Source organism: Paracoccus indicus (assembly GCF_003056335.1).
Lineage (GTDB): Bacteria > Pseudomonadota > Alphaproteobacteria > Rhodobacterales > Rhodobacteraceae > Paracoccus > Paracoccus indicus.
This window is the reverse complement of record NZ_PYWA01000004.1, coordinates 1-24,102: the sequence shown is the minus strand read 5'-3', so window position 1 is coordinate 24,102 and position 24,102 is coordinate 1. Positions and strand designations below refer to the sequence as shown.

Below are 24,102 nucleotides of genomic sequence, written 5' to 3'. Positions count from 1 at the left end.
GGATCTCGAATTAGCAGCCCGGTGGCGTGACCCTTCACGCTGCCGGGTCAGCCTTGTCCGAACATCTATCAAAGGAACGCCCCGATGGCCGCCGAAAACAGCGCCGATACCCCCGATTACCGCGACACCGTCTTCCTGCCCCAGACCGATTTCCCCATGCGGGCCGGTCTGCCGCAGCGAGAGCCCGAATGGCTGGCCCGTTGGGCCCGCATCGGGATCTATGACCGGCTGCGCGAACGCGCGGAAGGTCGTGCGCCCTTCGTGCTGCATGACGGCCCCCCCTATGCCAACGGCCACCTGCATATCGGCCACGCGCTGAACAAGACCATCAAGGACATCATCGTGCGCAGTCACCAGATGATGGGCCGCGATGCCCGCTATGTGCCGGGCTGGGATTGCCACGGTCTGCCCATCGAATGGAAGATCGAGGAGAAATACCGCAACGAGGGTCGTGATAAAGACGCCGTCGATGTGGTCGAATTCCGTCAGGAATGCCGCCGCTTTGCCGATGACTGGGTGTCCATCCAGCGCGACGAATTCAAGCGCCTTGGCATCACCGGCAAATGGGACGACCCCTATCTGACCATGGATTACCACGCCGAGGCTGTGATCGCCGGCGAATTCATGAAGCTGCTGATGAACGGCAGCCTGTATCAAGGCTCCAAGCCCGTGATGTGGTCGCCGGTCGAAAAAACCGCCCTGGCCGAGGCCGAGGTCGAATACCACGACCACACCAGCCACACCATCTGGGTGCGGTTCAAGCCGGTCGGCGATGCACTGCAGGGTGCCTCGGTGGTGATCTGGACCACGACCCCTTGGACCATCCCGCAAAACCGCGCCGTCGCCTTCAACCCCGACATCGCCTATGGCCTGTATAAGGTCGGTGAGGTTGCGGAAAACGCCACCACCACCACCGGTGAACTGCTGGTTCTGGCCGACGCGCTGGCCGAAGGCGTGATGGCCTCGGCCAAGGTTCAGGACTGGACCCGCGTGTCCGATGTTCCCGCCGCCGAACTGGAGGGCGTCATGCTGGCGCATCCCTTCCGCGGTGTCGAAGGCGGGCAGGGTGAATGGGACTATGACGTTCCGCTGCTGCCGGGCGATCATGTGACCGATGATGCGGGGACGGGCTTTGTCCATACCGCGCCCAGCCATGGCGATGACGATTATCAGCTGTACTTGAAGTTCAAGGATCGACTGCCTGGGCTCAAGATGACCTACAACGTCGAACCTGACGGCAGCTATCGCAAGGACCTGCCGATCTTCGGCGGGCAGGCGATCATCGCGCCGGACGGCAAAGATGGTCCCGCCAATGTCAGCGTCATCAAGCAGCTGGCCTGGGCCGGCGCGCTGCTGGCCAAGGGCAAGATCAAGCACAGCTATCCCCACAGCTGGCGGTCCAAGGCGCCGCTGATCTATCGCAACACCGCGCAGTGGTTCGCCGCCATCGACAAGCCGCTGGAAGACGGTATGGGCCAGCATGGCGACAGCATTCGCGCCCGCGCCCTGACCAGCATCGACAAGCTGGTGAAGTGGTGGCCGCAGTCGGGGCGCAACCGCATCCATTCCATGGTCTCGAACCGCCCGGATTGGGTGCTGTCGCGCCAGCGTGCCTGGGGCGTGCCGCTGACCTGCTTCGTCAAGAAGGGCGTCCAGCCGACGGCCGAGGACTTCCTGCTGCGCGACGCCCGCCTGAACGACCGCATCATCGCCGCCTTCGAGGCCGAGGGTGCCGATGTCTGGTACCGCGACGGCTTCAAGGCGCAGATGCTGGAAGGCATCGCCGACCCCGACGATTACGATCAGGTCATGGATGTGCTGGACGTGTGGTTCGACAGCGGCTCGACCCATGCCTTCGTGCTGCGCGACCGCCAGGATGGCGTGCCGGATGGCATTGCGGATGTCTATATGGAGGGCACCGACCAGCATCGCGGCTGGTTCCAGTCGTCCCTGTTGCAGGCATCGGCCACGAAGGGCCGTGCGCCCTATCGCAATGTGGTGACGCATGGTTTCACGTTGGACGAAAAGGGCATGAAGATGTCCAAATCGCTTGGCAACACCATCGTCCCCGCCAAGGTGATCGAACAATACGGCGCCGACATCCTGCGTCTTTGGGTGGCGCAGGCCGACTACACCGCCGACCAGCGGATCGGGCCGGAGATCCTGAAGGGCACCGCCGACAGCTATCGCCGCCTTCGCAACACGCTGCGCTTCCTCTTGGGGGCGCTGTCGGAATTCGACGAATCCGAACGGGTCGAACCCGCGCAGATGCCCGAGCTGGAGCAGTGGGTCCTGCACCGTCTGGCGCAGCTGGATCATCAGGTCCGCAGCGGCTATGACCGGTTCGACTTCCAAGGTGTCTTCCAGACCCTGTTCCAGTTCTGCACGCTGGAAATGTCGGCCTTCTATTTCGACATCCGCAAGGATGCGCTGTATTGCGACGCAGCCGACAGCCCGCGCCGTCGTGCGACGCGGACGGTTTTGGACCTGCTGTATCACCGCTTGGTGACCTGGCTGGCCCCGATCCTGCCCTTCACGATGGAGGACGTCTGGCTGTCGCGCTTCCCGTCCGAAGACGACAGCATCCACCTGCATGATTTCGCCGTCACTCCTGCCGACTGGCTGAACGAGCCCTTGGCCGCCAAATGGGACAAGGTCCGCCGCGCCCGCCGCGTCGTCACCGCCGCATTGGAGGTCAAGCGGTCCGACAAAACCATCGGCGCCAGCCTTGAAGCCGCCCCCATCGTCCATGTCGAGGATGCGGACACGCTGGCTGCGCTGCAATCGGTGGCCTTCGCGGACATCTGCATCACCTCGGGCCTGTCGCTGACCAGCGATCCGGTCCCGTCCGAGGCCTTCCGCCTGTCCGAGGTGCCGGGCATCGGTGTCGTCTTCGAAACCGCCGAGGGCGAAAAGTGCCAACGGTGCTGGAAAATCCTTCCGGATGTGGGCAAGCATTCGCATCCGGGCGTTTGTGCCCGATGCGAGGAGGTCCTGTCCGATGGTTGAAGAACACCGTTACCAGCCTGCGGGTGATCGTTACGCGGCGATGGAGTATCGCCGCTGCGGTCGCTCCGGGCTGAAGCTGCCCGCGATCAGCCTGGGGCTGTGGCATAATTTCGGCCATGACACGCCCCATCAGACCAAGCGCGACATCTGCCGCACGGCCTTCGATCTGGGCATCACCCATTTCGACCTGGCCAACAACTATGGTCCTCCGCCGGGCAGCGCCGAGGAGGCCCTCGGAGAGATCCTGCGCAATGATTTCGCGGGACACCGGGACCAGCTGATCATCAGCAGCAAGGCGGGATACGACATGTGGCCCGGCCCCTATGGCGAATGGGGCAGCCGCAAGTCGCTGATCGCCAGCTGCGACCAATCCCTGAAGCGGATGGGGCTGGATTACGTCGACATCTTCTATTCCCACCGCTTCGATCCCGACACGCCGCTGGAGGAAACCATGGGCGCGCTGGATCACATCGTGCGGTCGGGCAGGGCGCTCTATGTCGGCATCAGCAGCTATAACAGCGCCCGCACCCAAGAAGCCGCCGCAATCCTGAAGGATCTGGGCACCCCCTGCGTGATCCACCAGCCCAGCTACAACATGCTGAACCGATGGGTCGAAAACGACGGGCTGCTGGATACGCTGGACGATCACGGCATCGGCAGCATCGTCTTCACGCCCCTGGCGCAAGGGATGTTGACGGGGAAATACCTGAAGGGCATCCCCGAGGGCAGCCGCGCCGCCCAGGGTAAGTCCCTGTCGCCTGACTGGCTGAGCGACGACATGATCACCCGCCTGAACGGCTTGAACGACATCGCGCAGGCACGCGGTCAGTCGCTGGCGCAGATGGCCGTGGCCTGGGTGCTGCGGGGCGGACGTGTGACCAGCGCGCTGATAGGCGCGTCGCGGCCGGAACAGGTGCGCGATTGCGTGGGCGCGCTTGGCAATACCGGCTTTTCGGACGCCGAGATCGCGCGCATCGACGAGCTGTCGGCCAAGGGCGATGTCAACATCTGGGCCCGGTCGTCCGAGGGCGCGGGCGAGTAAACAATCCGCTGCCGGGTCAGCCCGGCGGCAGGATCAGACCAGCCACCAGCCGCGGCTTTTCAGCTGGTTGCGAATCACCTTTTCCTTCACCGGCTGCGGGCGATCGGCAAAGATGGGCTGGACCTTGGTCCGGCCCTTTTGCTGATAGACCAGCTTGCGCGCGGGTTCCCATTCCCGCAGCACGCGCTTGATCTTCTTGTCGGCGACAGCTTCCTCCAGCACGTCGATCGCGTTCACGTCGAAGCGTGCATAAAGCAGGGGAAGCTTGCGGTAATGCGTCGTCACATTGCCGTCCAGCCCCTCGAGGGCGGGGCCGGGACGCCCGCCGCCGAAGCTGTGGATGACCAGCGGCAGCACAACCTGGTCCAGCCAGGGGTCCATTGCCTGGCAGGCCAGCTCGTCGTTGGGATCGTCGCGCAAGGCCAAGGCCCATTCCAGATAGCGTCTGCCGAATTCGGCGGGATCGGCGCCGAAGAACCAGCCCGCGTTGAAATAGAGAAAGCGTTCCCAATGCTCCTCGGGTTGCGACAGGTCCAGCGAGCTGTCGAATTCCAGCCCGAAGCGATCATAGAGCGACCGCCAGATGTCCGCATAGCCCGGGCCATAGAGCGGTGGCAGGGGCCATGTCCCCTCGCGCCGCATCGAGGCCGAAGGGCGGGCGAAATCGAACTTTACCTGATCCAGCGGTCCCGTGATCAGCGTGTCGGTGTCGAAGAAGAGGAAGGGTTGATCGGATGGCAGGATCTGCAACGCCTCGATCTTGTTCCCCTGGGGATAGGATGCGCCAAAATGGGTGGCCGTGAATGGCAGGATCTCGGCCCCGAAATCGGTGATGGTCTGTCGGCATTCCTCGGACATCAGCGTGTCGTGGCCGGCCCATGCGCCCTCGGGGCGGGGTTCGGCGACGATGATGCGCCCGGTCCATTTCGGCGCCGAGGCGCGCAAGCTGGCAAGAAAGATGATCGCTTCGTATTGCAGGCGTCCGGCCTGGGCGATGATCAAGAGATTCGGCTGCTTCTTCTTGCGTGCTGATACCATCGACCCCGGCCCCAATCATCCTTGTCGGATGCTAGCGGCAGTCAGTGCGAATCAAAAGCCCCGGAAAGGCCGCAACCTCAAGGAATTGCTGCGCAATTGGGCTTACATTAAGAATGACTTGGAAGGGCGCCCGCGGGACAGGCAGTCAATCACCGACTTCCGTTCCCGACACGGGAAGGCGAAAGTGGTGGGCGACCCTGGAATCGAACCAGGCGTGGGTCTCCCCGGCGGAGTTACAGTCCGCTGCCGCACCTTGCAGCACGTCGCCCGCCGATCGCTTTCGGCGTGGGGGGTGATTAGCTGCCCTGTTTCGGGGCGTCAAGCAGATTTCCGGGGCTTGCGCGATTGCCCTGTCCCGCGCACAGAGGGTTGGCATGAAAGGACACTGAAAATGGCCGAGAAGACCGGAAATTCGAAGAAGCCCAGCTGGGTCATCGACAAGGAACGCGCCCGTCGCGCTGCTGCGGCCGAGACCGTGTGGCTGTTCGGTCTGCATGCCGTTCGCGATGCGCTGGCCAATCCCGACCGCGTCAAGCTGCGCCTTGTGGTGACGCAGAATGCGCTGGCCCGTCTTGGCGATCTGCACGGCATGGAGCCCGAGGTGACGGATTCGCGCGTCTTCGACAAGGCGGTGCCGCTGTCGCCCGAAAGCGTGCATCAGGGTGCCGCGCTTGAGGTCAAGCCGCTGAAATGGGGCAGCCTCTCCGAGGTGGCGCTGCGCGAGGCTCCGGGCGAACGCCGCCCCCTGCTGGTCGCGCTGGACCGCGTGACCGACCCCCACAACATCGGCGCCATCCTGCGTTCGGCCGAGGTCTTCGGTGCGCGGGCGGTGATCGCACCGCACCGCCACTCGGCCCCCGAAACGGGTGCGCTGGCCAAGACCGCCTCGGGCGCGCTGGAACGTCAGCCCTATCTGCGCGTGCCGAATCTGGCCGAGGCGCTGAGCCAGCTGAAGGGGATGGGTTTCATTCTGGTCGGGCTGGACGGCACCGGCACCGAATCGCTGCCCAAGCTGATGGACGACCTGAAGGGCCGCGCCGTCTGCCTTGTCATGGGCGCCGAGGGGCCGGGGATGCGCGATCTGACGATGAAGACCTGCGATCACGTCGCGCGCATTCCCTTCGCCGCCGATTTCGGGTCGCTGAACGTCTCGAACGCGGCTGCGATCGGGCTTTATGCCGCTGGCGGTGCGTGAATATCACAACCCTGCGACGTTTATGTCACGCCCGTTGAGAATCGGGCCGGGGGCTGTCACATAGGTTTCATTCCAGACAGCCCCCGGATTTTCATGCGCCAGCTCGCCTCCATCATCGCCTTGACGGTCCTGACGTCCCTGCCTGCCCATGCCCAGGATTGGGCATTGGGCGGTTTCGACCCCGTGGGGTATGCCAATGCGGGGCGTGCCGTGCCGGGTCGCAGCGACATCGCGACCATGTGGCGGGGCAAGCTGTGGCATTTTGCCTCCGAGGAAAACCGCGCTCGCTTCGAGGCCGATCCGCGCAGCTTTGCGCCTGATTTCGACGGCATCTGCCCGGTGTCACTCTCCGAGGGCGATCCCCGGCGCGGCGATCCGCGGTTCTTCGCCGTCATCAAGGGGCATCTTTATCTGCTGCAGTCCGGGGCGGCCGAACGCAAACTGCGCCAGAATACCGAAACGGTGCTGGATCACGCCCGCGTTGCTTGGCAGTCCGGCAACTGACGATTCGATAATTATCACAAAACGGTGATATGGGTGGAACCAAGTCCGGGTGATGCCCATTTACATCACGGAACATGACCCCGGAACGGTCATGTTCAGATCACTGTCCCTCGTTCCGTGACTTGCGCTCGGCCACCCTTGGTGGTTCGGGCGCCTTTTCTATGAGAGGGACGCACAACTTCAGGGTGTGGCGACGGGAGGAAATCATGGACATGCAGCAACTGGAAGATCGCGATATCGAATGGATTGCCCGTAATGTCGACGTCATCGCGGTCGTGGGGCTGTCCCCGAACGAGACGCGGCCAAGCTGGGGTGTCGCGCGTTACTTGCAGGCCAAGGGCAAGACGATCATTCCGGTCAATCCGGGCCATGCGGGCGGGACGATCCTAGGTCGCACAGTTTATGCCAGCCTGACGGATATTCCGAAGGATGCCGGTGTTCAGATGGTCGACGTCTTTCGCCAGTCCTCGGCCGTCGCGGGAATCGTCGACGAGGCGCTGACCAATCTGCCCGATCTGAAAGTCATCTGGACCCAGCTTGGGGTGCGCGACGACGTGGCTGCGGCCAAGGCCGGCGGAGCAGGGGTCACGGTGGTGCAGGATCGTTGCCCCAAGATCGAATTTCCACGTTTCCTGTGATCTTCGCCCGGGCGCGAGGAGGGTTCCGTCGCGATCGACGTGAAAACTGCCCCTTATCTGCTTGACGGCGCTGCGGGCAAATTCTAATCAGGCCCAACCTCAGGGGTATAGCTCAGTTGGTAGAGCATCGGTCTCCAAAACCGAGGGTCGTGGGTTCGAGTCCCTCTGCCCCTGCCAGGTCCTTCCGCCAGAACAACCGCAACCGGCCCAAGCGTCATGCAGGGTTGTCATGGCCGGACGGCTTCGTTACATCAGCGCCTGCACTTGCGAAGGAGCCTGTCGTGGCCACCAATCCCGTTCAGTTCATCAACCAGGTCCGTGCCGAGGCCGCCAAGATCACTTGGCCGACCCGCCGTGAGGTCATCACGACGACGATCATGGTCATGATCTTCGCCTCGATCACTAGCCTATTCTTCTTCCTGGTCGATCTGGCCGTGCGGACGGGGCTGACCGAAGGGTTGCGACTGATCAGCGGCTGATCAGGGCTTGCAATTCGCGGGCAGGGGCGGTATCTGCCCACGACTGTCCGGAAGACGGCGTGCTTGGGAAAACCCTGCGCGCCGATTTCAATTTTCCGGATGTATTCAGAATTCAAGGGGTTGCGCGGTTCAGTGTGATTCCCCCGAGATGAGCAGGGGTCGATCGAGACATGGCAAAGCGTTGGTATTCGGTCAGTGTCCTCTCGAACTTCGAGAAGAAGGTGGCCGAGGCGATTCGTCAGGCCGTCGCCGAGAAGGGTCTGGAAGATCTGATCGACGAGGTGCTGGTCCCGACTGAGGAAGTGATCGAGATCCGCCGTGGCAAGAAGGTCACGTCCGAGCGTCGCTTCATGCCGGGCTATGTCCTTGTCCACATGGACATGATGGACCGGACCTATCACCTGGTGAACTCGATCAACCGCGTCACCGGCTTCCTTGGTGCACAGGGCAAGCCGATGCCGATGCGGGACGACGAGGTCAACTCGATGATGAACCGCACCAGCGACGGCGAGGCCGCCGCGCCGCGCAACCTGATCCGCTTCGACGTGGGCGAACAGGTCAACGTCACCGACGGTCCCTTCGAGGGCTTCTCGGGGATGGTCGAGGAAGTGGACGAGATCTCGTCGCGCGTGAAGGTCACCGTGTCGATCTTTGGCCGGCCCACGCCGGTCGAACTGGAATTCACGCAGGTCTCCAAGACCTCGTGATCAGCCGCGGGAGGCGCAAGCCGCACCGCTAAGTCAAGGCCTGCCATCGCAGGCGTGATGATGAAGGAGAGGCCACATGGCCAAGAAAGTTGTCGGGCAGCTGAAGCTGCAGATCAAGGCGGGCCAAGCGAACCCGTCGCCCCCCGTCGGCCCCGCACTGGGTCAGCGCGGCATCAACATCATGGAATTCTGCAAGGCGTTCAACGCCAAGACGCAGGAAATGGAAGCGGGCTCGCCCGTTCCCGTCGTGATCACCTATTACGCGGACAAGTCGTTCACCTTCGTGACCAAGACCCCGCCGGCATCCTTCCTGCTGAAGCGCGCCGCCGGTCTGAAGCCCGTCGGCAAGCGCAACCGTGCACGCGGTTCGGAAAAGCCCGGTCGCATGAACGCCGGTTCGGTCACGGTCAAGCAGGTCCGCGAGATCGCCGAAACCAAGATGGCTGACCTGTCGGCAAACGACATCGATCAGGCCATGAAGATCATCGTCGGCTCGGCCCGTTCGATCGGTATCGAGGTGAAAGGCTAAGTCATGGCAAAGTTTTCGAAAAAGAAAGTTGCAGCCCGCGCTGCCTTTGAAGGCAAGTCCAACCTGACCGTCGAAGAGGCTGTCAAGCTGGTCAAGTCCGCCGCGACCGCCAAGTTCGACGAGACCGTCGAGATCGCGCTGAACCTGGGCGTCGATCCGCGTCACGCTGACCAGATGGTCCGCGGTGTGGTGACCCTGCCCGCAGGCACCGGCAAGGACGTCCGCGTCGCCGTTTTCGCACGTGGTCCCAAGGCTGACGAAGCCAAGGCCGCCGGTGCCGAGATCGTCGGCGCCGAGGACCTGATGGAAGCCATCCAGGCCGGCAAGATCGACTTCGACCGTTGCATCGCGACGCCGGACATGATGCCGCTGGTCGGCCGTCTCGGCAAGATCCTGGGCCCGCGCAACCTGATGCCGAACCCCAAGGTCGGCACGGTGACGATGGACGTCAAATCGGCCGTCGAAGCTGCCAAGGGCGGCGAAGTGCAGTTCAAGGCTGAAAAGGCTGGCGTGGTTCACGCAGGCATCGGCAAGGTCTCGTTCGACGAGGACAAGCTGGCCCAGAACCTGCGTGCATTCGTCGATGCGGTCAGCAAGGCGAAGCCCACTGGCGCGAAAGGGACTTATATGCAAAAAGTCTCGATCAGCTCGACCATGGGCCCGGGCGTTTCGGTGGATGTCGCTTCGGCAGCCGCCAGCTGAGTTTTCGGATGCGCCCAAGGCGCATCCCACAAGTTTCCTGACCTTCGGGTCGGGAATGGCGGGGCTGCCGAGGCCGCCCCGTCCTGTCCGAGACGGAGGGTGCAGGCAACCGCCTGCTTAATGTCCTTCCTGAGACGGGGAAGCATTTTTCCGAAGGCCAGTCCTTCGGGCGATCTTGCCCCGATGCGGACCCGACCTGTTGCCCGGTTCCGGGCGCAGGAAAGTGAGAGCCGGGGGGAAACCCCCAACTTGGAGTGAAACCGTGGATAGAGCACAAAAAGAACAGGTGGTCGACGAGCTCGGCCAGATCTTTGAAAGCTCTGGCGTCGTGGTGGTTGCCCACTACGAGGGGATGACGGTTGCACATATGCAGGACCTCCGGGCGCGCATGCGCGAAGCCGGTGGTTCCGTTCGCGTTGCCAAGAACAAGCTCGCCAAGATCGCCCTGGAAGGTAAGCCTTGCGCAAGCATCGCCGACTACCTGACGGGCATGACCGTGATCACCTATTCGGAAGATCCCGTGGCTGCCGCCCGGATCGCCGACAAGTACGCCAAGGACAACGAACGTTTCGTGATCCTGGGTGGTGCGATGGGTGACTCGGCCCTGGATCCGGCCGGTGTGAAAGCCGTCGCCTCGATGCCGTCGCGTGAGGAGCTCATCGCTCAGATCGCGTCCTGCATCGGTGCGCCCGCCTCGAACATCGCCGGTGCCATTGGCGCGCCTGCTTCGAACATCGCGAGCATCCTCACGACCTTGGAAGAGCGTGAGGCTGCGTAAGCAACTGATCCCCGACTGGTGGTTCGAAACCCGACGTTGGAACACTAACTGGAAAGAACGGAAAAATGGCTGATCTGAAGAAACTCGCCGAAGAAATCGTGGGCCTGACCCTGCTGGAAGCCCAGGAACTGAAGACCATCCTGAAGGATGAGTACGGCATCGAGCCGGCTGCCGGTGGCGCCGTCATGATGGCTGGTCCCGCTGCTGCTGGCGAAGCCGCAGAAGAAAAGACCGAATTCGACGTCGTCCTGGTCGACGCCGGCGCAAGCAAGATCAACGTGATCAAGGAAGTTCGCGGCATCACCGGTCTGGGCCTGAAAGAAGCCAAGGACCTGGTCGAAGCTGGCGGCAAGGTCAAGGAAGGCGCTGCCAAGGCAGAAGCCGAAGAAATCAAGGCGAAGCTGGAAGCAGCTGGCGCCAAGATCGAACTCAAGTAATCGGTCGCAAGATCGGTTTGAGACAGGCAGGGTCCGGGTTTTCCCGGTCCCTGCCGAACCTGTCTTGAAGGGCGGTCCGCGCGGCGGACATTCCTTCAGGGCATGTTCGAGGTTCGGGAGCCGCACGGTGGGACGGGCGGCATGAATGGAACCTCACCCCTGCATTCGTAGGCCGTATTCCGGGGGCCCCGACCCGGAACGCGCGCGAAGACGAAAGGTGACAAGACCCCATGGCGCAAGCTTATGTCGGCCAGAAGCGTATCCGGCGCTACTATGGCAACATCCGTGAAGTTCTGGAGATGCCGAACCTGATCGAGGTTCAGAAATCCTCCTACGACCTCTTCCTGAATTCGGGCGAAGGCACCGGCCACAATGATGGCGACGGGATCCAGGGCGTGTTCCAGTCGGTGTTCCCGATCAAGGACTTCAACGAGACCGCAACGCTGGAATTCGTGAAATACGAGCTTGAGCACCCCAAGTACGACGTGGACGAGTGCCAGCAGCGCGACATGACCTATGCCGCGCCGCTGAAGGTCACCCTGCGTCTGATCGTGTTCGATGTCGATGAAAACACCGGGGCCAAATCGGTCAAGGACATCAAGGAGCAGGACGTCTTCATGGGCGACATGCCCCTGATGACCCAGAACGGCACCTTCGTCGTCAACGGCACCGAGCGTGTCGTCGTCAGCCAGATGCACCGCAGCCCGGGCGTCTTCTTTGACCACGATCGCGGCAAGACCCATTCCTCGGGCAAGCTGCTGTTCGCATGCCGGATCATTCCGTACCGCGGCAGCTGGCTGGACTTTGAATTCGACGCCAAGGACCTGGTCTTTGCGCGCATCGACCGTCGCCGCAAGCTGCCGGTGACGACGCTTCTCTATGCTCTGGGCATGGACCAGGAAGCGATCATGGACAGCTTCTACGAAACGGTCAGCTACACCCTGCGCCGCGATGGCCGCGAGCAGGGCTGGGTCACGCGCTTCTTCCCCGAGCGTGTCCGCGGCACCCGTCCGTCCTTCGATCTGGTCAACGCCGACACCGGCGAGATCATCGCCAAGGCAGGCGAGAAGGTCACGCCGCGCACCGTGAAGAAACTGCAGGAGACCGGCGAACAGCTGAACCTGCTGGTTCCCTTCGAGCGCATTGTCGGCCGCTTCGTCGCCAAGGACATCATCAACGAGGAAACCGGCTTCATCTATGCCGAGGCCGGCGATGAGATCACCGTCGAATACGCCAAGGACGGCGAAATGAACGGCGGCCTGCTGAAGGTCCTGCTGGACAACGGCATCGAGGACGTCCCGGTTCTGGACATCGACCATGTCAACGTCGGCCCCTACATCCGCAACACCATGGCGGCCGACAAGAACATGAACCGCGAACAGGCGCTGATGGACATCTATCGCGTCATGCGTCCGGGCGAGCCGCCCACCGTCGAGGCCGCCTCGAACCTGTTCGACAGCCTGTTCTTCGACAGCGAGCGTTACGACCTCTCGGCCGTCGGTCGCGTCAAGATGAACATGCGCCTCGACCTGGATGCCCCCGACACGCAGCGCACGCTGCGTCACGAGGACATCGTCGCCTGCGTCCACGGTCTTGTGGAACTGCGCGACGGCAAGGGCGAGATCGACGACATCGACCACCTGGGCAACCGTCGTGTGCGTTCGGTCGGCGAACTGATGGAAAACCAGTATCGCGTCGGCCTGCTGCGCATGGAGCGTGCCATCCGCGAGCGCATGTCCGGCGTCGAGATCGACACCGTCATGCCGCAGGACCTGATCAACGCGAAACCCGCGGCGGCGGCTGTGCGTGAATTCTTCGGCTCGAGCCAGCTGTCGCAGTTCATGGACCAGACCAACCCGCTGTCCGAAGTGACGCACAAGCGTCGCCTCTCGGCGCTTGGGCCGGGCGGTCTGACGCGCGAACGCGCAGGCTTCGAGGTCCGCGACGTTCACCCGACCCACTATGGCCGGATGTGCCCGATTGAGACCCCGGAAGGTCAGAACATCGGCCTGATCAACAGCCTCGCGACTTTCGCGCGGGTGAACAAGTACGGCTTCATCGAGACCCCCTATCGCAAGGTGATCGAGGGCAAGGTGACCGACGACGTGGTCTATATGTCCGCGACCGAGGAAATGCGTCACACGGTGGCCCAGGCCAACGCGACGCTGGACGCCGATGGCGGCTTCGTCGACGAACTGATCAGCACCCGCCAGTCGGGCGACTTCATGTTGAACCCGGTCGACGCCATCGACCTGATCGACGTGTCGCCCAAGCAGCTGGTTTCGGTCGCTGCGGCGCTGATCCCCTTCCTTGAAAACGACGACGCCAACCGCGCCCTGATGGGCTCGAACATGCAGCGTCAGGCCGTGCCGCTTCTGCGCGCCGAGGCTCCCTTCGTGGGCACCGGCATGGAAGCGACCGTGGCCCGCGATTCCGGCGCCGCCATCATGGCACGTCGCGGCGGTGTCATCGATCAGGTCGATGCGCAGCGTATCGTGGTGCGCGCAACCGAGAGCCTGGGTGCGGGCGACGCGGGCGTGGACATCTATCGTCTGCGCAAGTTCAAGCGTTCGAACCAGTCCTCGACCATCAACCAGCGTCCGCTGGTCAAGGTGGGCGAGAAGGTCGTGGCCAACCAGGTCATCGCGGACGGTCCCTCGACCGACCAGGGCGAACTGGCCATCGGTCGCAACGTGGTCGTCGCGTTCATGCCGTGGAACGGCTACAACTATGAAGACTCGATCCTGATCAGCGAACGGATCCACCGCGACGACGTGTTCACCTCGATCCACATCGACGAATACGAAGTGGCGGCCCGTGACACCAAGCTGGGGCCGGAAGAGATCACGCGCGACATCCCGAACGTGGGCGAAGAAGCCCTGCGCAATCTGGATGAAGCCGGCATCGTCTATATCGGTGCGGAATGCGGTCCGGGCGACATCCTGGTAGGCAAGATCACCCCCAAGGGCGAAAGCCCGATGACGCCGGAAGAAAAGCTGCTGCGCGCCATCTTCGGTGAGAAGGCTTCCGACGTCCGCGATACCTCGCTGCGTCTGCCGCCGGGTGCCTATGGCACGATCGTCGAAGTCCGCGTCTTCAACCGCCATGGTGTGGACAAGGACGAACGCGCGCTGCAGATCGAACGCGAAGAGGTCGAGCGCTTGGCGCGCGACCGTGACGACGAACAGGGCATCCTGGATCGCAACGTCTATTCGCGTCTGAAGGCGCTGATCCTGGGCAAGGTTGCCGTCAAGGGGCCGAAGGGCGTCAAGGCGAACACCGAAATCACCGAGGACCTGCTGGGCACGCTGAGCCGTGGTCAGTGGTGGCAGCTGGCCGTCGGCGAGGAAGACGTCGCGAAGGACGTCGAGGCGCTGAACCAGCAGTACGACGCCCAGAAGAAGCTTCTGGAAGCCCGCTTCGAGGACAAGGTCGAGAAGGTCCGTCAGGGCGACGACCTGCCCCCCGGCGTGATGAAGATGGTCAAGGTCTTCGTGGCCGTGAAGCGCAAGCTTCAGGCCGGCGACAAGATGGCCGGTCGTCACGGCAACAAGGGTGTCGTCTCCAAGGTCGTGGCCATGGAAGACATGCCGTTCCTGGCCGATGGTACCCCCGTCGACCTGGTGATGAACCCGCTTGGCGTGCCCTCGCGCATGAACGTGGGTCAGATCCTCGAAACCCACATGGGTTGGGCATCGCGCGGTCTTGGCATCAAGATCGACGAGGCGCTGGAGTCCTATCGCCGTGACGGCGACATGACCCCGGTCCGTGACGCGATGAAGAACGGCTATGGCGACGATCTCTATGCCTCGACCTTCGACGGCATGGAGGACGAGCAGCTGCGCGAACACGCCAATACCGTTCGCACGGGTGTTCCGATCGCCACCCCGGTCTTCGATGGCGCCAAGGAAGCCGACATCAACGATGCGCTGACACGTGCCGGGTTCGATACCTCGGGTCAGTCGGTGGTGTTCGATGGCCGCACGGGTGAACAGTTCGCCCGCAAGGTCACCGTCGGGATGAAGTACATCCTGAAGCTGCACCACCTGGTCGATGACAAGATGCACGCCCGTTCGACGGGTCCGTACAGCCTTGTCACGCAGCAGCCCCTGGGCGGTAAGGCCCAGTTCGGTGGCCAGCGCTTGGGTGAGATGGAAGTCTGGGCACTTGAGGCCTATGGCGCCGCCTACACCTTGCAGGAAATGCTGACCGTGAAGTCGGACGACGTCGCAGGCCGCACCAAGGTCTATGAGTCCATCGTCAAGGGCGAGGATAACTTTGAAGCAGGCGTGCCGGAATCGTTCAACGTTCTGGTCAAGGAGGTCCGGGGTCTGGGCCTCAACATGGAACTCCTGGATGCGGAAGAAGACGAGTGAGGGCCCAAGCCCCCACTCACCCTTCCACCGTGCCCTTCATTAGGAATTGGAAATGAACCAGGAACTTGCCACCAACCCTCTGAACCCGCTGGCCCCCACGCGGCAGTTCGATGAGATCAAGATCTCGCTGGCCTCGCCGGAAGAAATTCTGGCCTGGTCCTTCGGCGAGGTGAAGAAGCCCGAGACGATCAATTATCGCACGTTCAAGCCGGAACGCGATGGTCTGTTCTGCGCGCGCATCTTCGGTCCGATCAAGGACTACGAATGCCTCTGCGGCAAATACAAGCGCATGAAGTATCGCGGCCTGGTTTGCGAGAAATGCGGCGTGGAAGTCACGCTGCAGAAGGTCCGTCGCGAACGCATGGGCCATATCGAACTGGCAGCGCCCGTCGCGCACATCTGGTTCCTGAAGTCGCTGCCCTCCCGCATCGGCCTGATGCTGGACATGACGCTGCGCGATCTGGAACGCATCCTCTACTTCGAGAACTATGTCGTCATCGAGCCGGGTCTGACCGACCTGACCTATGGCCAGTTGCTGGGCGAAGAGGAATTCCTCGACGCGCAGGACAACTATGGTGCGGACGCCTTCCAGGCCGACATCGGCGCCGAAGCCATCCGTGCGATGCTGGCCAACATCGATCTGGCTGCAACTGCCGAGCAGCTGCGCGAGGACCTGAAGGCCGCCACCGGCGAGCTGAAGCCCAAGAAGATCATCAAGCGCCTGAAGATCGTCGAGAGCTTCCTGGAGTCGGCCAACCGTCCCGAGTGGATGATCATGACGGTCATCCCGGTCATCCCGCCGGAACTGCGTCCGCTGGTTCCGCTGGACGGCGGCCGCTTCGCGACGTCCGACCTGAACGACCTCTATCGTCGCGTCATCAACCGCAACAACCGCCTGAAGCGCCTGATCGAGCTTCGTGCGCCCGACATCATCGTGCGCAACGAAAAGCGGATGCTGCAGGAATCGGTCGATGCGCTGTTCGACAACGGCCGTCGTGGCCGCGTCATCACCGGGAACAACCGTCGCCCGTTGAAGTCGCTGTCGGACATGCTGAAGGGCAAGCAGGGCCGCTTCCGCCAGAACCTTCTGGGCAAGCGGGTCGACTTCTCGGGCCGTTCGGTCATCGTGACCGGTCCGGAACTGAAGCTGCATCAGTGCGGTTTGCCCAAGAAGATGGCCTTGGAACTGTTCAAGCCCTTCATCTATTCGCGCCTTGAAGCGAAGGGGCTGTCCAGCACGGTCAAGCAGGCCAAGAAGCTGGTCGAGAAAGAGCGTCCCGAGGTCTGGGACATCCTGGAAGAGGTCATCCGCGAGCATCCGGTTCTGCTGAACCGTGCGCCCACGCTGCACCGTCTCGGTATCCAGGCCTTCGAACCCACGCTGATCGAGGGCAAGGCGATCCAGCTGCACCCGCTGGTCTGCTCGGCCTTCAACGCCGACTTCGACGGCGACCAGATGGCCGTGCACGTTCCGCTGTCGCTGGAAGCGCAGCTGGAAGCGCGCGTCCTGATGATGTCGACCAACAACGTCCTGTCGCCCGCCAACGGCGCGCCGATCATCGTTCCCTCGCAGGACATGATCCTTGGCCTGTATTACACTTCGATGCAGCGCGAAGGCATGAAGGGCGAGGGCATGTCCTTCGCCAACATCGAGGAGGTCGAGCACGCCCTGGCCGCAGGCGAGGTGCATCTGCACTCGAAGATCACCGCCCGGATCCGTCAGATCGACGAGAACGGCAACGAGGTTCTTCAGCGCTTCGAGACCACACCGGGCCGCATGCGCCTTGGCGCACTGCTGCCGATGAACGCCAAGGCTCCGTTCGAGCTGGTGAACCGTCTGCTGCGCAAGAAGGACGTGCAGGTCGTCATCGACACCGTCTACCGCTATTGCGGCCAGAAGGAATCGGTCATCTTCTGCGACCAGATCATGGGTCTGGGCTTCCGTGAAGCATTCCGCGCCGGCATCAGCTTCGGCAAGGACGACATGGTCGTTCCCGACAACAAGTGGTCGATCGTCGAAGAGGTCCAGGAGCAGGTCAAGGAATTCGAACAGCAGTATCTGGACGGCCTGATCACCCAGGGCGAAAAGTACAACAAGGTTGTCGACGCCTGGTCCAAGTGCAACGACCGCGTGACCGAAGCCATGATGTCCACCATCTCGGCCACCAAGATGGACGAGAGCGGCGCCGAGATGGAGCCGAACTCGGTCTACATGATGGCCCACTCGGGTGCGCGTGGTTCGGTCAACCAGATGAAGCAGCTGGGCGGCATGCGCGGCCTGATGGCCAAGCCCTCGGGCGAGATCATCGAGACGCCGATCATCTCGAACTTCAAGGAAGGTCTGACCGTTCTTGAATACTTCAACTCGACCCACGGCGCCCGGAAGGGTCTGTCGGACACCGCGTTGAAGACGGCGAACTCGGGTTACCTGACCCGTCGTCTGGTCGACGTGGCGCAGGATTGCATCATCCGCGAGCATGACTGCGGCACCGAGAACTCGATCACGGCTTCGGCCGCGATCAACGACGGCGAGGTGATCAGCCCGCTGAGCGAGCGTGTTCTGGGCCGCACCGTGGCCGAGGACGTGCTGGTTCCGGGCACGGATGAGATCATCATCCGCGCCGGCGAAGTGGTCGACGAACGCAAGGCCGATGCCATCGAGAAGGCGGCTGTCCAGCAGATCCGCATCCGTTCGGCGCTGACCTGCGAATCCGAGGACGGCATCTGCGCGCTCTGCTATGGTCGCGACCTTGCACGCGGCACGCTGGTCAACATCGGCGAGGCTGTCGGCATCATCGCCGCGCAGTCGATCGGTGAACCGGGCACCCAGCTGACGATGCGGACCTTCCACATCGGCGGCATCGCCCAGGGTGGTCAGCAGTCCTTCCAGGCGGCCTCGCACGAGGGCACGATCCAGTTCCGCAACGAGAGCATCCTGGAGAACGCTAACGGCGAGCAGGTCGTGATGTCGCGCAACATGCAGCTGATCGTCCTGGACGACCAGGGGCAGGAGCGCGCCAGCCACAAGCTGTTCTACGGTTCGAAGCTGTTCGTGAAGGAAGGCGATCGGGTCATCCGCGGCGCCAAGCTGTTCGAATGGGATCCCTATACCCTGCCGATCATCGCGGAAAAGGGCGGCGTGGCCAAGTTCGTCGACCTGATGTCGGGGATCTCGGTCCGCGACGAGACCGACGATGCGACCGGCATGACCCAGAAGATCGTGACCGACTGGCGGTCGGCGCCGAAAGGCAACGACCTCAAGCCCGAGATCATCATCATGGACGCCAATGGCGAACCGGTGCGCAACGACCAGGGCAACCCGGTCAGTTATCCGATGTCGGTGGATGCCATCCTGTCGATCGAGGACGGCCAGGAGATCCGGCCCGGCGACGTGGTGGCGCGTATCCCGCGCGAAGGTGCACGGACCAAGGACATCACCGGGGGTCTTCCCCGCGTGGCGGAACTGTTCGAGGCCCGTCGTCCCAAGGATCACGCGATCATCGCGGAAATCGACGGCTATGTGCGCTTTGGCAAGGACTACAAGAACAAGCGCCGCATCAGCATCGAGCCCGCAGAAGAGGGCGTGGCGCCGGTCGAATACATGGTGCCGAAGGGCAAGCACATCCCGGTGCAGGAAGGCGACTTCGTGCAGCGTGGCGACTACATCATGGACGGCAACCCCGCCCCGCATGACATCCTGCGCATCATGGGTATCGAGGCCTTGGCCGACTACCTGATCGACGAGGTGCAGGACGTCTATCGACTGCAGGGCGTGAAGATCAACGACAAGCACATCGAGGTGATCGTTCGCCAGATGCTGCAGAAGATCGAGATCATCGACAGCGGCGAGACCACGCTGCTGAAGGGTGAACACGTCGAGCGTGACGACTTCGAGGCTGAAAACGCCAAGATCGAGGCACGCGGCGGACGTCCGGCCACGGGCGAACCGGTCCTGCTGGGCATCACCAAGGCGTCGCTGCAGACCCGCAGCTTCATCTCGGCCGCGTCCTTCCAGGAAACGACGCGCGTGCTGACCGAGGCTGCCGTTCAGGGCAAGCGCGACAAGCTGGTCGGGCTGAAGGAAAACGTCATCGTCGGCCGTCTGATCCCGGCCGGTACCGGTGGCGCGACCGCCCGCGTGCGTCGCATCGCCTCCGAGCGCGACTCGGAAGTGATCGAGGCACGCCGCGCCGAGGCGGAGGCCGCAGCCGCATTGGCCGCACCCGAGCCTGCCGCCGAGGCAAGCCCGATCATCGACATGCCTGAGACCAATCCCGAGGATTGATCCCGGTCACATGACAAGGCAAGGGCCCGGCATCACGCCGGGCCTTTGTCGTTTGAGGGGGCGAACTTGCGGCAATCGCGCCACCGCGCTATCGCTGGAAGGGCGAAGCGAGGAGGCGGGCATGAAGATCCAGATGCTGGGATTATGCAGGTTCTCCTATGTCGGATTGCGTGGCTTTCAGGTCGAACATGACGACTATGCGGCGCGGCGGGCCTATCTTTACGATCCCGACCGGCTGGAGCGGCGCTGGCTGTGGTTCGAACGCGTCGCCATACCCGGCTGGCTGGCACAGACCGATCCCGATTTCACGCTGGTCGTGATGACCGGCCCCGATCTGCCCGAACCTTATCTGTCGCGGCTGACCGCGCTGTGCGACCGGGTCGCACAGCTGCGGCTGTCTCTGGTGCCGCCGATGGAGAAGCACCGGGAGGCCTGCCTGAAAGCGGTCGCCCCGCATGTCGATGCCTCTGCCGATGTCGTGGGGCATTTCCGACATGACGACGATGATGCCGTGGCGTTGGACTACATCGAACGCAGCCGCGCCGATTTCCTGCGCGTCAGGGACCTGTGGCTGACCGAGGAGCGGCTGTCGCTGGATTACGGGCGCGGCCTGATGGTCACGGCGGCGGGGGGCAAGCTGTCGATCAAGCCCTGGCTCTGCCACAACATGGGGGTCGCGCTGACGATCTTCCTGCGGCCCGATGCGGGGCTGACGGCGCTCAGCTTCAATCACGTCGCGCTGGCGAAATGGATGCCGGGGGTCTCGGTCAATGCGCCTGTGATGTTCATCCGCTCGATCCACCAGGACAGCGATTCCGGTGCCATGGGACCGGGCACGCCATGGCAACCCGAGGACGAGCCGCTGGCCCGCCTGATCCCGCGCCGCTTCGGTTTCGGACGACGCGTGCTGGAGGATCTGGCGGCGCTGACCGGGTGACGCTTGGGTGACGCGCCGGGGGGCGATGTTGACAGTCCGCCGGAATCCGCCTATAGCCCCGCTACCCGGCGGGAAACCGTCTTGGGCACATGAACATATGAGGTCACGATCCGGGCCGAAATACGCCCCGATCCTCTGAAATCATGCCCGTCACCCGGTTTCCGGCGCGGCGGGCTTGGTATTTTGCGATTCGCGCAAGATGCCGTCGAGAAGAGGCGCAACCGGTCTGGTTGCGAGTATTGACAGAGCAAGACGGGGAACCGAATGCCTACGATCCAACAGCTGATCCGCAAACCGCGGCAGCCGAAAGTGCAGCGCAGCAAGTCGCAGCACCTTCAGGGCTGCCCGCAGAAGCGCGGCGTCTGCACGCGCGTCTACACCACGACGCCGAAGAAACCGAACTCCGCTATGCGTAAGGTGGCCAAGGTCCGCCTGACGAATGGCTTCGAGGTCATCTCCTACATTCCGGGCGAAAAGCACAACCTGCAGGAACACAGTGTCGTGCTGATCCGCGGCGGCCGCGTCAAAGACCTTCCGGGTGTCCGTTACCACATCCTGCGCGGTGTTCTGGATACCCAAGGCGTCAAAGACCGTCGTCAGCGTCGTTCGAAATACGGCGCCAAGCGTCCGAAATAAGGAGAGGCATCAATGTCCCGTCGTCACGCCGCTGTAAAGCGCGATGTCCTGCCCGACGCCAAGTTTGGCGATCGCGTGCTGACCAAATTCATGAACAACCTGATGGTTGACGGCAAGAAGTCGGTCGCCGAACGGATCGTCTACAACGCGCTCGAGCGCGTCGAGACGCGCCTGAAGCGCGAACCGATCGAAGTCTTCCACGAGGCCCTGGACAACGTGAAACCCTCCGTCGAAGTGCGTTCGCGCCGCGTCGGTGGTGCCACCTACCAGGTTCCCGTCGAAGTCCGCCCGATCCGCCGCGAGGCCCTGGCCATCCGCTGGCTGATCACTGCCGCTGCCAAGCGCAACGAAAACACGATGGAAGAGCGCCTTGCAGGCGAGCTTGCCGACGCGGTCAACGGCCGCGGCACCGCCGTGAAGAAGCGCGAAGACACGCACAAGATGGCCGACGCCAACAAGGCGTTCAGCCACTACCGCTGGTAAGGCGAAAGGATCCCGACCATGGCACGCGATTATCCGCTGCAGCGTTACCGCAACTTCGGCATCATGGCCCACATCGATGCCGGCAAGACCACGACGACCGAGCGTATTCTGTTCTACACCGGCAAGTCGCACAAGATCGGCGAAGTGCATGACGGCGCCGCGACCATGGACTGGATGGAGCAGGAGCAGGAGCGCGGCATCACGATCACGTCTGCCGCGACCACCACGTTCTGGCAGCGTCAGGAAGACCCGACCACCGAAGGGACTTCCGACACCAAGTACCGCTTCAACATCATCGACACCCCCGGCCACGTCGACTTCACCATCGAAGTCGAACGCTCGCTGGCCGTTCTGGATGGCGCGATCTGCCTTCTGGACGCCAACGCCGGTGTCGAGCCCCAGACCGAGACCGTCTGGCGCCAGGCCGACCGCTACAAGGTTCCGCGGATCGTGTTCGTCAACAAGATGGACAAGATCGGCGCCGACTTCTTCAACTGCGTGAAGATGATCAAGGACCGCACCGGCGGCACCCCGTGCCCGATCGCTCTGCCGATCGGCGCCGAGGACAAGCTGGAAGGCATCGTCGACCTGATCAAGATGGAAGAATGGGTCTGGATGGGCGAAGACCTCGGCGCGAGCTGGGTCCGTCAGCCGATCCGCGAAGAGCTGCAGGATCTGGCCGTCGAATGGCGCGCCAACATGGTCGAGCTTGCCGTCGAGCAGGACGATGAAGCCATGGAAGCCTACCTGGAAGGCACCGAGCCCGATGAGGCGACCCTGCGCCAGCTGATCCGCAAAGGCACGCTGTCGCTGTCGTTCTTCCCGGTCACCGCCGGTTCCGCGTTCAAGAACAAGGGCGTTCAGCCCCTGCTGAACTCGGTCATCGACTTCCTGCCGACCCCGCTGGACGTTCCGCCGTACATGGGCTTCTCGCCCGACGACGAAACCGAGACGCGCAACATCGAACGCCGCGCTGACGATGCGCAGCCGTTCTCGGGTCTGGCCTTCAAGATCATGAACGACCCCTTCGTCGGTTCGCTGACCTTCACGCGCATCTATTCGGGCGTGGTGAAGAAGGGCGATCAGATGCTGAACGCCACCAAGGGCAAGCGCGAGCGCGTCGGCCGCATGATGATGATGCACTCGATCAACCGCGAGGAAATCGAGGAAGCCTTCGCAGGCGACATCATCGCGCTGGCAGGTCTTAAGGAAACCACCACGGGTGACACGCTGTGCGATCCCGCAAGCCCGGTGGTTCTGGAAACCATGACCTTCCCCGATCCGGTCATCGAGATCGCCGTCGAGCCCAAGTCGAAGGCCGACCAGGAAAAGATGGGCATCGCCCTTCAGCGCCTGGCAGCCGAAGATCCGTCCTTCCGCGTGGAAACCGACCTGGAATCGGGTCAGACCATCATGAAGGGCATGGGCGAACTTCACCTCGACATCCTGGTCGACCGCATGAAGCGCGAGTTCAAGGTCGAGGCGAACATCGGTGCGCCCCAGGTGGCCTATCGCGAAACGATCTCGACCTCGGCCGACATCGACTACACGCACAAGAAACAGACCGGTGGTACCGGCCAGTTCGCACGCGTGAAGATGACCATCACCCCGACCGAGCCGGGCGAAGGCTATTCGTTCGAAAGCAAGATCGTCGGTGGCGCGGTGCCCAAGGAATACATCCCGGGCGTCGAGAAGGGCATCAAGTCGGTCATGGACTCGGGTCCGCTGGCAGGCTTCCCGGTCATCGACTTCAAGGTCGCGCTGACGGATGGTGCGTTCCACGACGTCGACTCCTCGGTGCTGGCATTTGAAATCGCTGCCCGTGCAGCCATGCGCGAAGGTCTGCGCAAGGCCGGTGCGAAGCTGCTGGAACCGATCATGAAGGTCGAAGTCGTGACGCCGGAAGAATACACCGGTTCGATCATCGGCGACCTGACCAGCCGTCGCGGCATGGTGCGTGGACAGGACAGCCGCGGCAACGCGAACGTCATCGACGCCGCCGTTCCGCTGGCCAACATGTTCGGTTACATCAACAACCTGCGTTCGATGTCTTCGGGCCGCGCGGTGTTCTCGATGCAGTTCAGCCACTATGAAGCTGTGCCGCAGAACATCTCGGACGAGATCCAGAAGAAATACGCCTGATTTTGCAGCGGGGCTTCGGCCCCGCTCCTGACCCGAATTGAAGAACAAGGAGCCATTCCATGGCAAAGGCAAAGTTTGAACGGAACAAACCGCACGTCAACATCGGGACCATCGGTCACGTTGACCACGGCAAGACGACGCTGACGGCTGCGATCACGAAGTACTTCGGCGACTTCCGCGCCTAC

Annotated in this window: 19 protein-coding genes and 2 tRNA genes; 19 read left to right on the top strand and 2 right to left on the bottom strand. The window is 62.8% G+C overall.

Translation table 11 applies throughout. The features are described 5' to 3' along the window. Positions 1–84 precede the first annotated feature (84 nt). Complete coding sequence (ileS, locus tag DDE75_RS07480) at positions 85–3,009, top strand: isoleucine--tRNA ligase (RefSeq protein ID WP_108501779.1); 2,925 nt, start codon at positions 85–87, stop codon at positions 3,007–3,009. After that, a complete protein-coding gene (mgrA, locus tag DDE75_RS07475; protein WP_108501778.1) occupies positions 3,002–4,051 on the top strand; it encodes an L-glyceraldehyde 3-phosphate reductase in 1,050 nt (349 codons plus the stop codon). Before ileS ends, mgrA begins: the two co-directional genes overlap by 8 nt. A 33-nt stretch (positions 4,052–4,084) precedes the next feature. Here the strand turns inward: mgrA and DDE75_RS07470 are convergent, their stop codons facing one another. Then, positions 4,085–5,089, bottom strand: a complete 1,005-nt coding sequence (locus tag DDE75_RS07470; RefSeq protein ID WP_108501777.1) for a hypothetical protein — start codon at positions 5,087–5,089, stop codon at positions 4,085–4,087. 185 nt (positions 5,090–5,274) lie between these two features. Beyond that, positions 5,275–5,358: transfer RNA gene (locus DDE75_RS07465), tRNA-Tyr, on the bottom strand. Between the two features lie 122 nt (positions 5,359–5,480). Between DDE75_RS07465 and rlmB the strand changes: the two genes are divergently transcribed. From rlmB to DDE75_RS07380, 17 genes are all read left to right on the top strand, one after another. Next, entirely contained in the window at positions 5,481–6,284 is an 804-nt protein-coding gene (rlmB, locus tag DDE75_RS07460; RefSeq protein ID WP_108501776.1) for a 23S rRNA (guanosine(2251)-2'-O)-methyltransferase RlmB, read from the top strand. A 93-nt stretch (positions 6,285–6,377) separates the two neighbouring features. Next, the gene (locus tag DDE75_RS07455; RefSeq protein WP_108501775.1) at positions 6,378–6,788 is read left to right on the top strand and encodes a YHS domain-containing (seleno)protein; all 411 of its coding nucleotides are present in this window, start codon (positions 6,378–6,380) and stop codon (positions 6,786–6,788) included. A 212-nt stretch (positions 6,789–7,000) separates the two neighbouring features. After that, positions 7,001–7,426, top strand: a complete 426-nt coding sequence (locus tag DDE75_RS07450; protein WP_211659313.1) for a CoA-binding protein — start codon at positions 7,001–7,003, stop codon at positions 7,424–7,426. Between the two features lie 101 nt (positions 7,427–7,527). Next, positions 7,528–7,603, top strand: a tRNA-Trp gene (locus DDE75_RS07445). Positions 7,604–7,707: 104 nt separating this feature from the next. Next, positions 7,708–7,905 carry a preprotein translocase subunit SecE gene (gene secE, locus DDE75_RS17240; protein WP_072295946.1) on the top strand — a complete coding sequence of 66 codons (198 nt, stop codon included), beginning with the start codon at positions 7,708–7,710 and terminating at the stop codon, positions 7,903–7,905. Positions 7,906–8,075: 170 nt separating this feature from the next. Continuing rightward, a complete protein-coding gene (gene nusG / locus DDE75_RS07435; protein WP_108501772.1) occupies positions 8,076–8,612 on the top strand; it encodes a transcription termination/antitermination protein NusG in 537 nt (178 codons plus the stop codon). Between the two features lie 76 nt (positions 8,613–8,688). Then, positions 8,689–9,141, top strand: a complete 453-nt coding sequence (gene rplK, locus DDE75_RS07430) for a 50S ribosomal protein L11 (RefSeq protein WP_108501771.1) — start codon at positions 8,689–8,691, stop codon at positions 9,139–9,141. A gap of 3 nt (positions 9,142–9,144) precedes the next feature. Further along, on the top strand, positions 9,145–9,843 hold the full coding sequence (rplA, locus tag DDE75_RS07425; protein WP_108501770.1) for a 50S ribosomal protein L1: 699 nt from the start codon (positions 9,145–9,147) through the stop codon (positions 9,841–9,843). A gap of 262 nt (positions 9,844–10,105) precedes the next feature. Next, entirely contained in the window at positions 10,106–10,621 is a 516-nt protein-coding gene (gene rplJ / locus DDE75_RS07420; RefSeq protein WP_108501769.1) for a 50S ribosomal protein L10, read from the top strand. 65 nt (positions 10,622–10,686) lie between these two features. Next, entirely contained in the window at positions 10,687–11,058 is a 372-nt protein-coding gene (gene rplL, locus DDE75_RS07415) for a 50S ribosomal protein L7/L12 (RefSeq protein ID WP_108501768.1), read from the top strand. Between the two features lie 230 nt (positions 11,059–11,288). Beyond that, positions 11,289–15,434, top strand: a complete 4,146-nt coding sequence (rpoB, locus tag DDE75_RS07410) for a DNA-directed RNA polymerase subunit beta (RefSeq protein ID WP_108501767.1) — start codon at positions 11,289–11,291, stop codon at positions 15,432–15,434. Between the two features lie 52 nt (positions 15,435–15,486). Next, positions 15,487–19,719 (top strand): DNA-directed RNA polymerase subunit beta', encoded by a 4,233-nt coding sequence (gene rpoC / locus DDE75_RS07405; RefSeq protein WP_108501766.1) that lies wholly within the window; start codon positions 15,487–15,489, stop codon positions 19,717–19,719. A gap of 121 nt (positions 19,720–19,840) precedes the next feature. After that, positions 19,841–20,656 carry a glycosyltransferase gene (locus DDE75_RS07400; protein WP_162798944.1) on the top strand — a complete coding sequence of 272 codons (816 nt, stop codon included), beginning with the start codon at positions 19,841–19,843 and terminating at the stop codon, positions 20,654–20,656. A gap of 264 nt (positions 20,657–20,920) precedes the next feature. Further along, complete coding sequence (gene rpsL, locus DDE75_RS07395) at positions 20,921–21,292, top strand: 30S ribosomal protein S12 (protein WP_022705687.1); 372 nt, start codon at positions 20,921–20,923, stop codon at positions 21,290–21,292. 12 nt (positions 21,293–21,304) lie between these two features. Then, on the top strand, positions 21,305–21,775 hold the full coding sequence (gene rpsG, locus DDE75_RS07390; RefSeq protein ID WP_072295953.1) for a 30S ribosomal protein S7: 471 nt from the start codon (positions 21,305–21,307) through the stop codon (positions 21,773–21,775). 18 nt (positions 21,776–21,793) lie between these two features. Beyond that, on the top strand, positions 21,794–23,917 hold the full coding sequence (gene fusA, locus DDE75_RS07385; RefSeq protein WP_108501764.1) for an elongation factor G: 2,124 nt from the start codon (positions 21,794–21,796) through the stop codon (positions 23,915–23,917). Between the two features lie 59 nt (positions 23,918–23,976). Beyond that, positions 23,977–24,102: GTP-binding protein (locus DDE75_RS07380; protein ID WP_240758241.1), on the top strand; the 126-nt coding region annotated here is incomplete at its 3' end.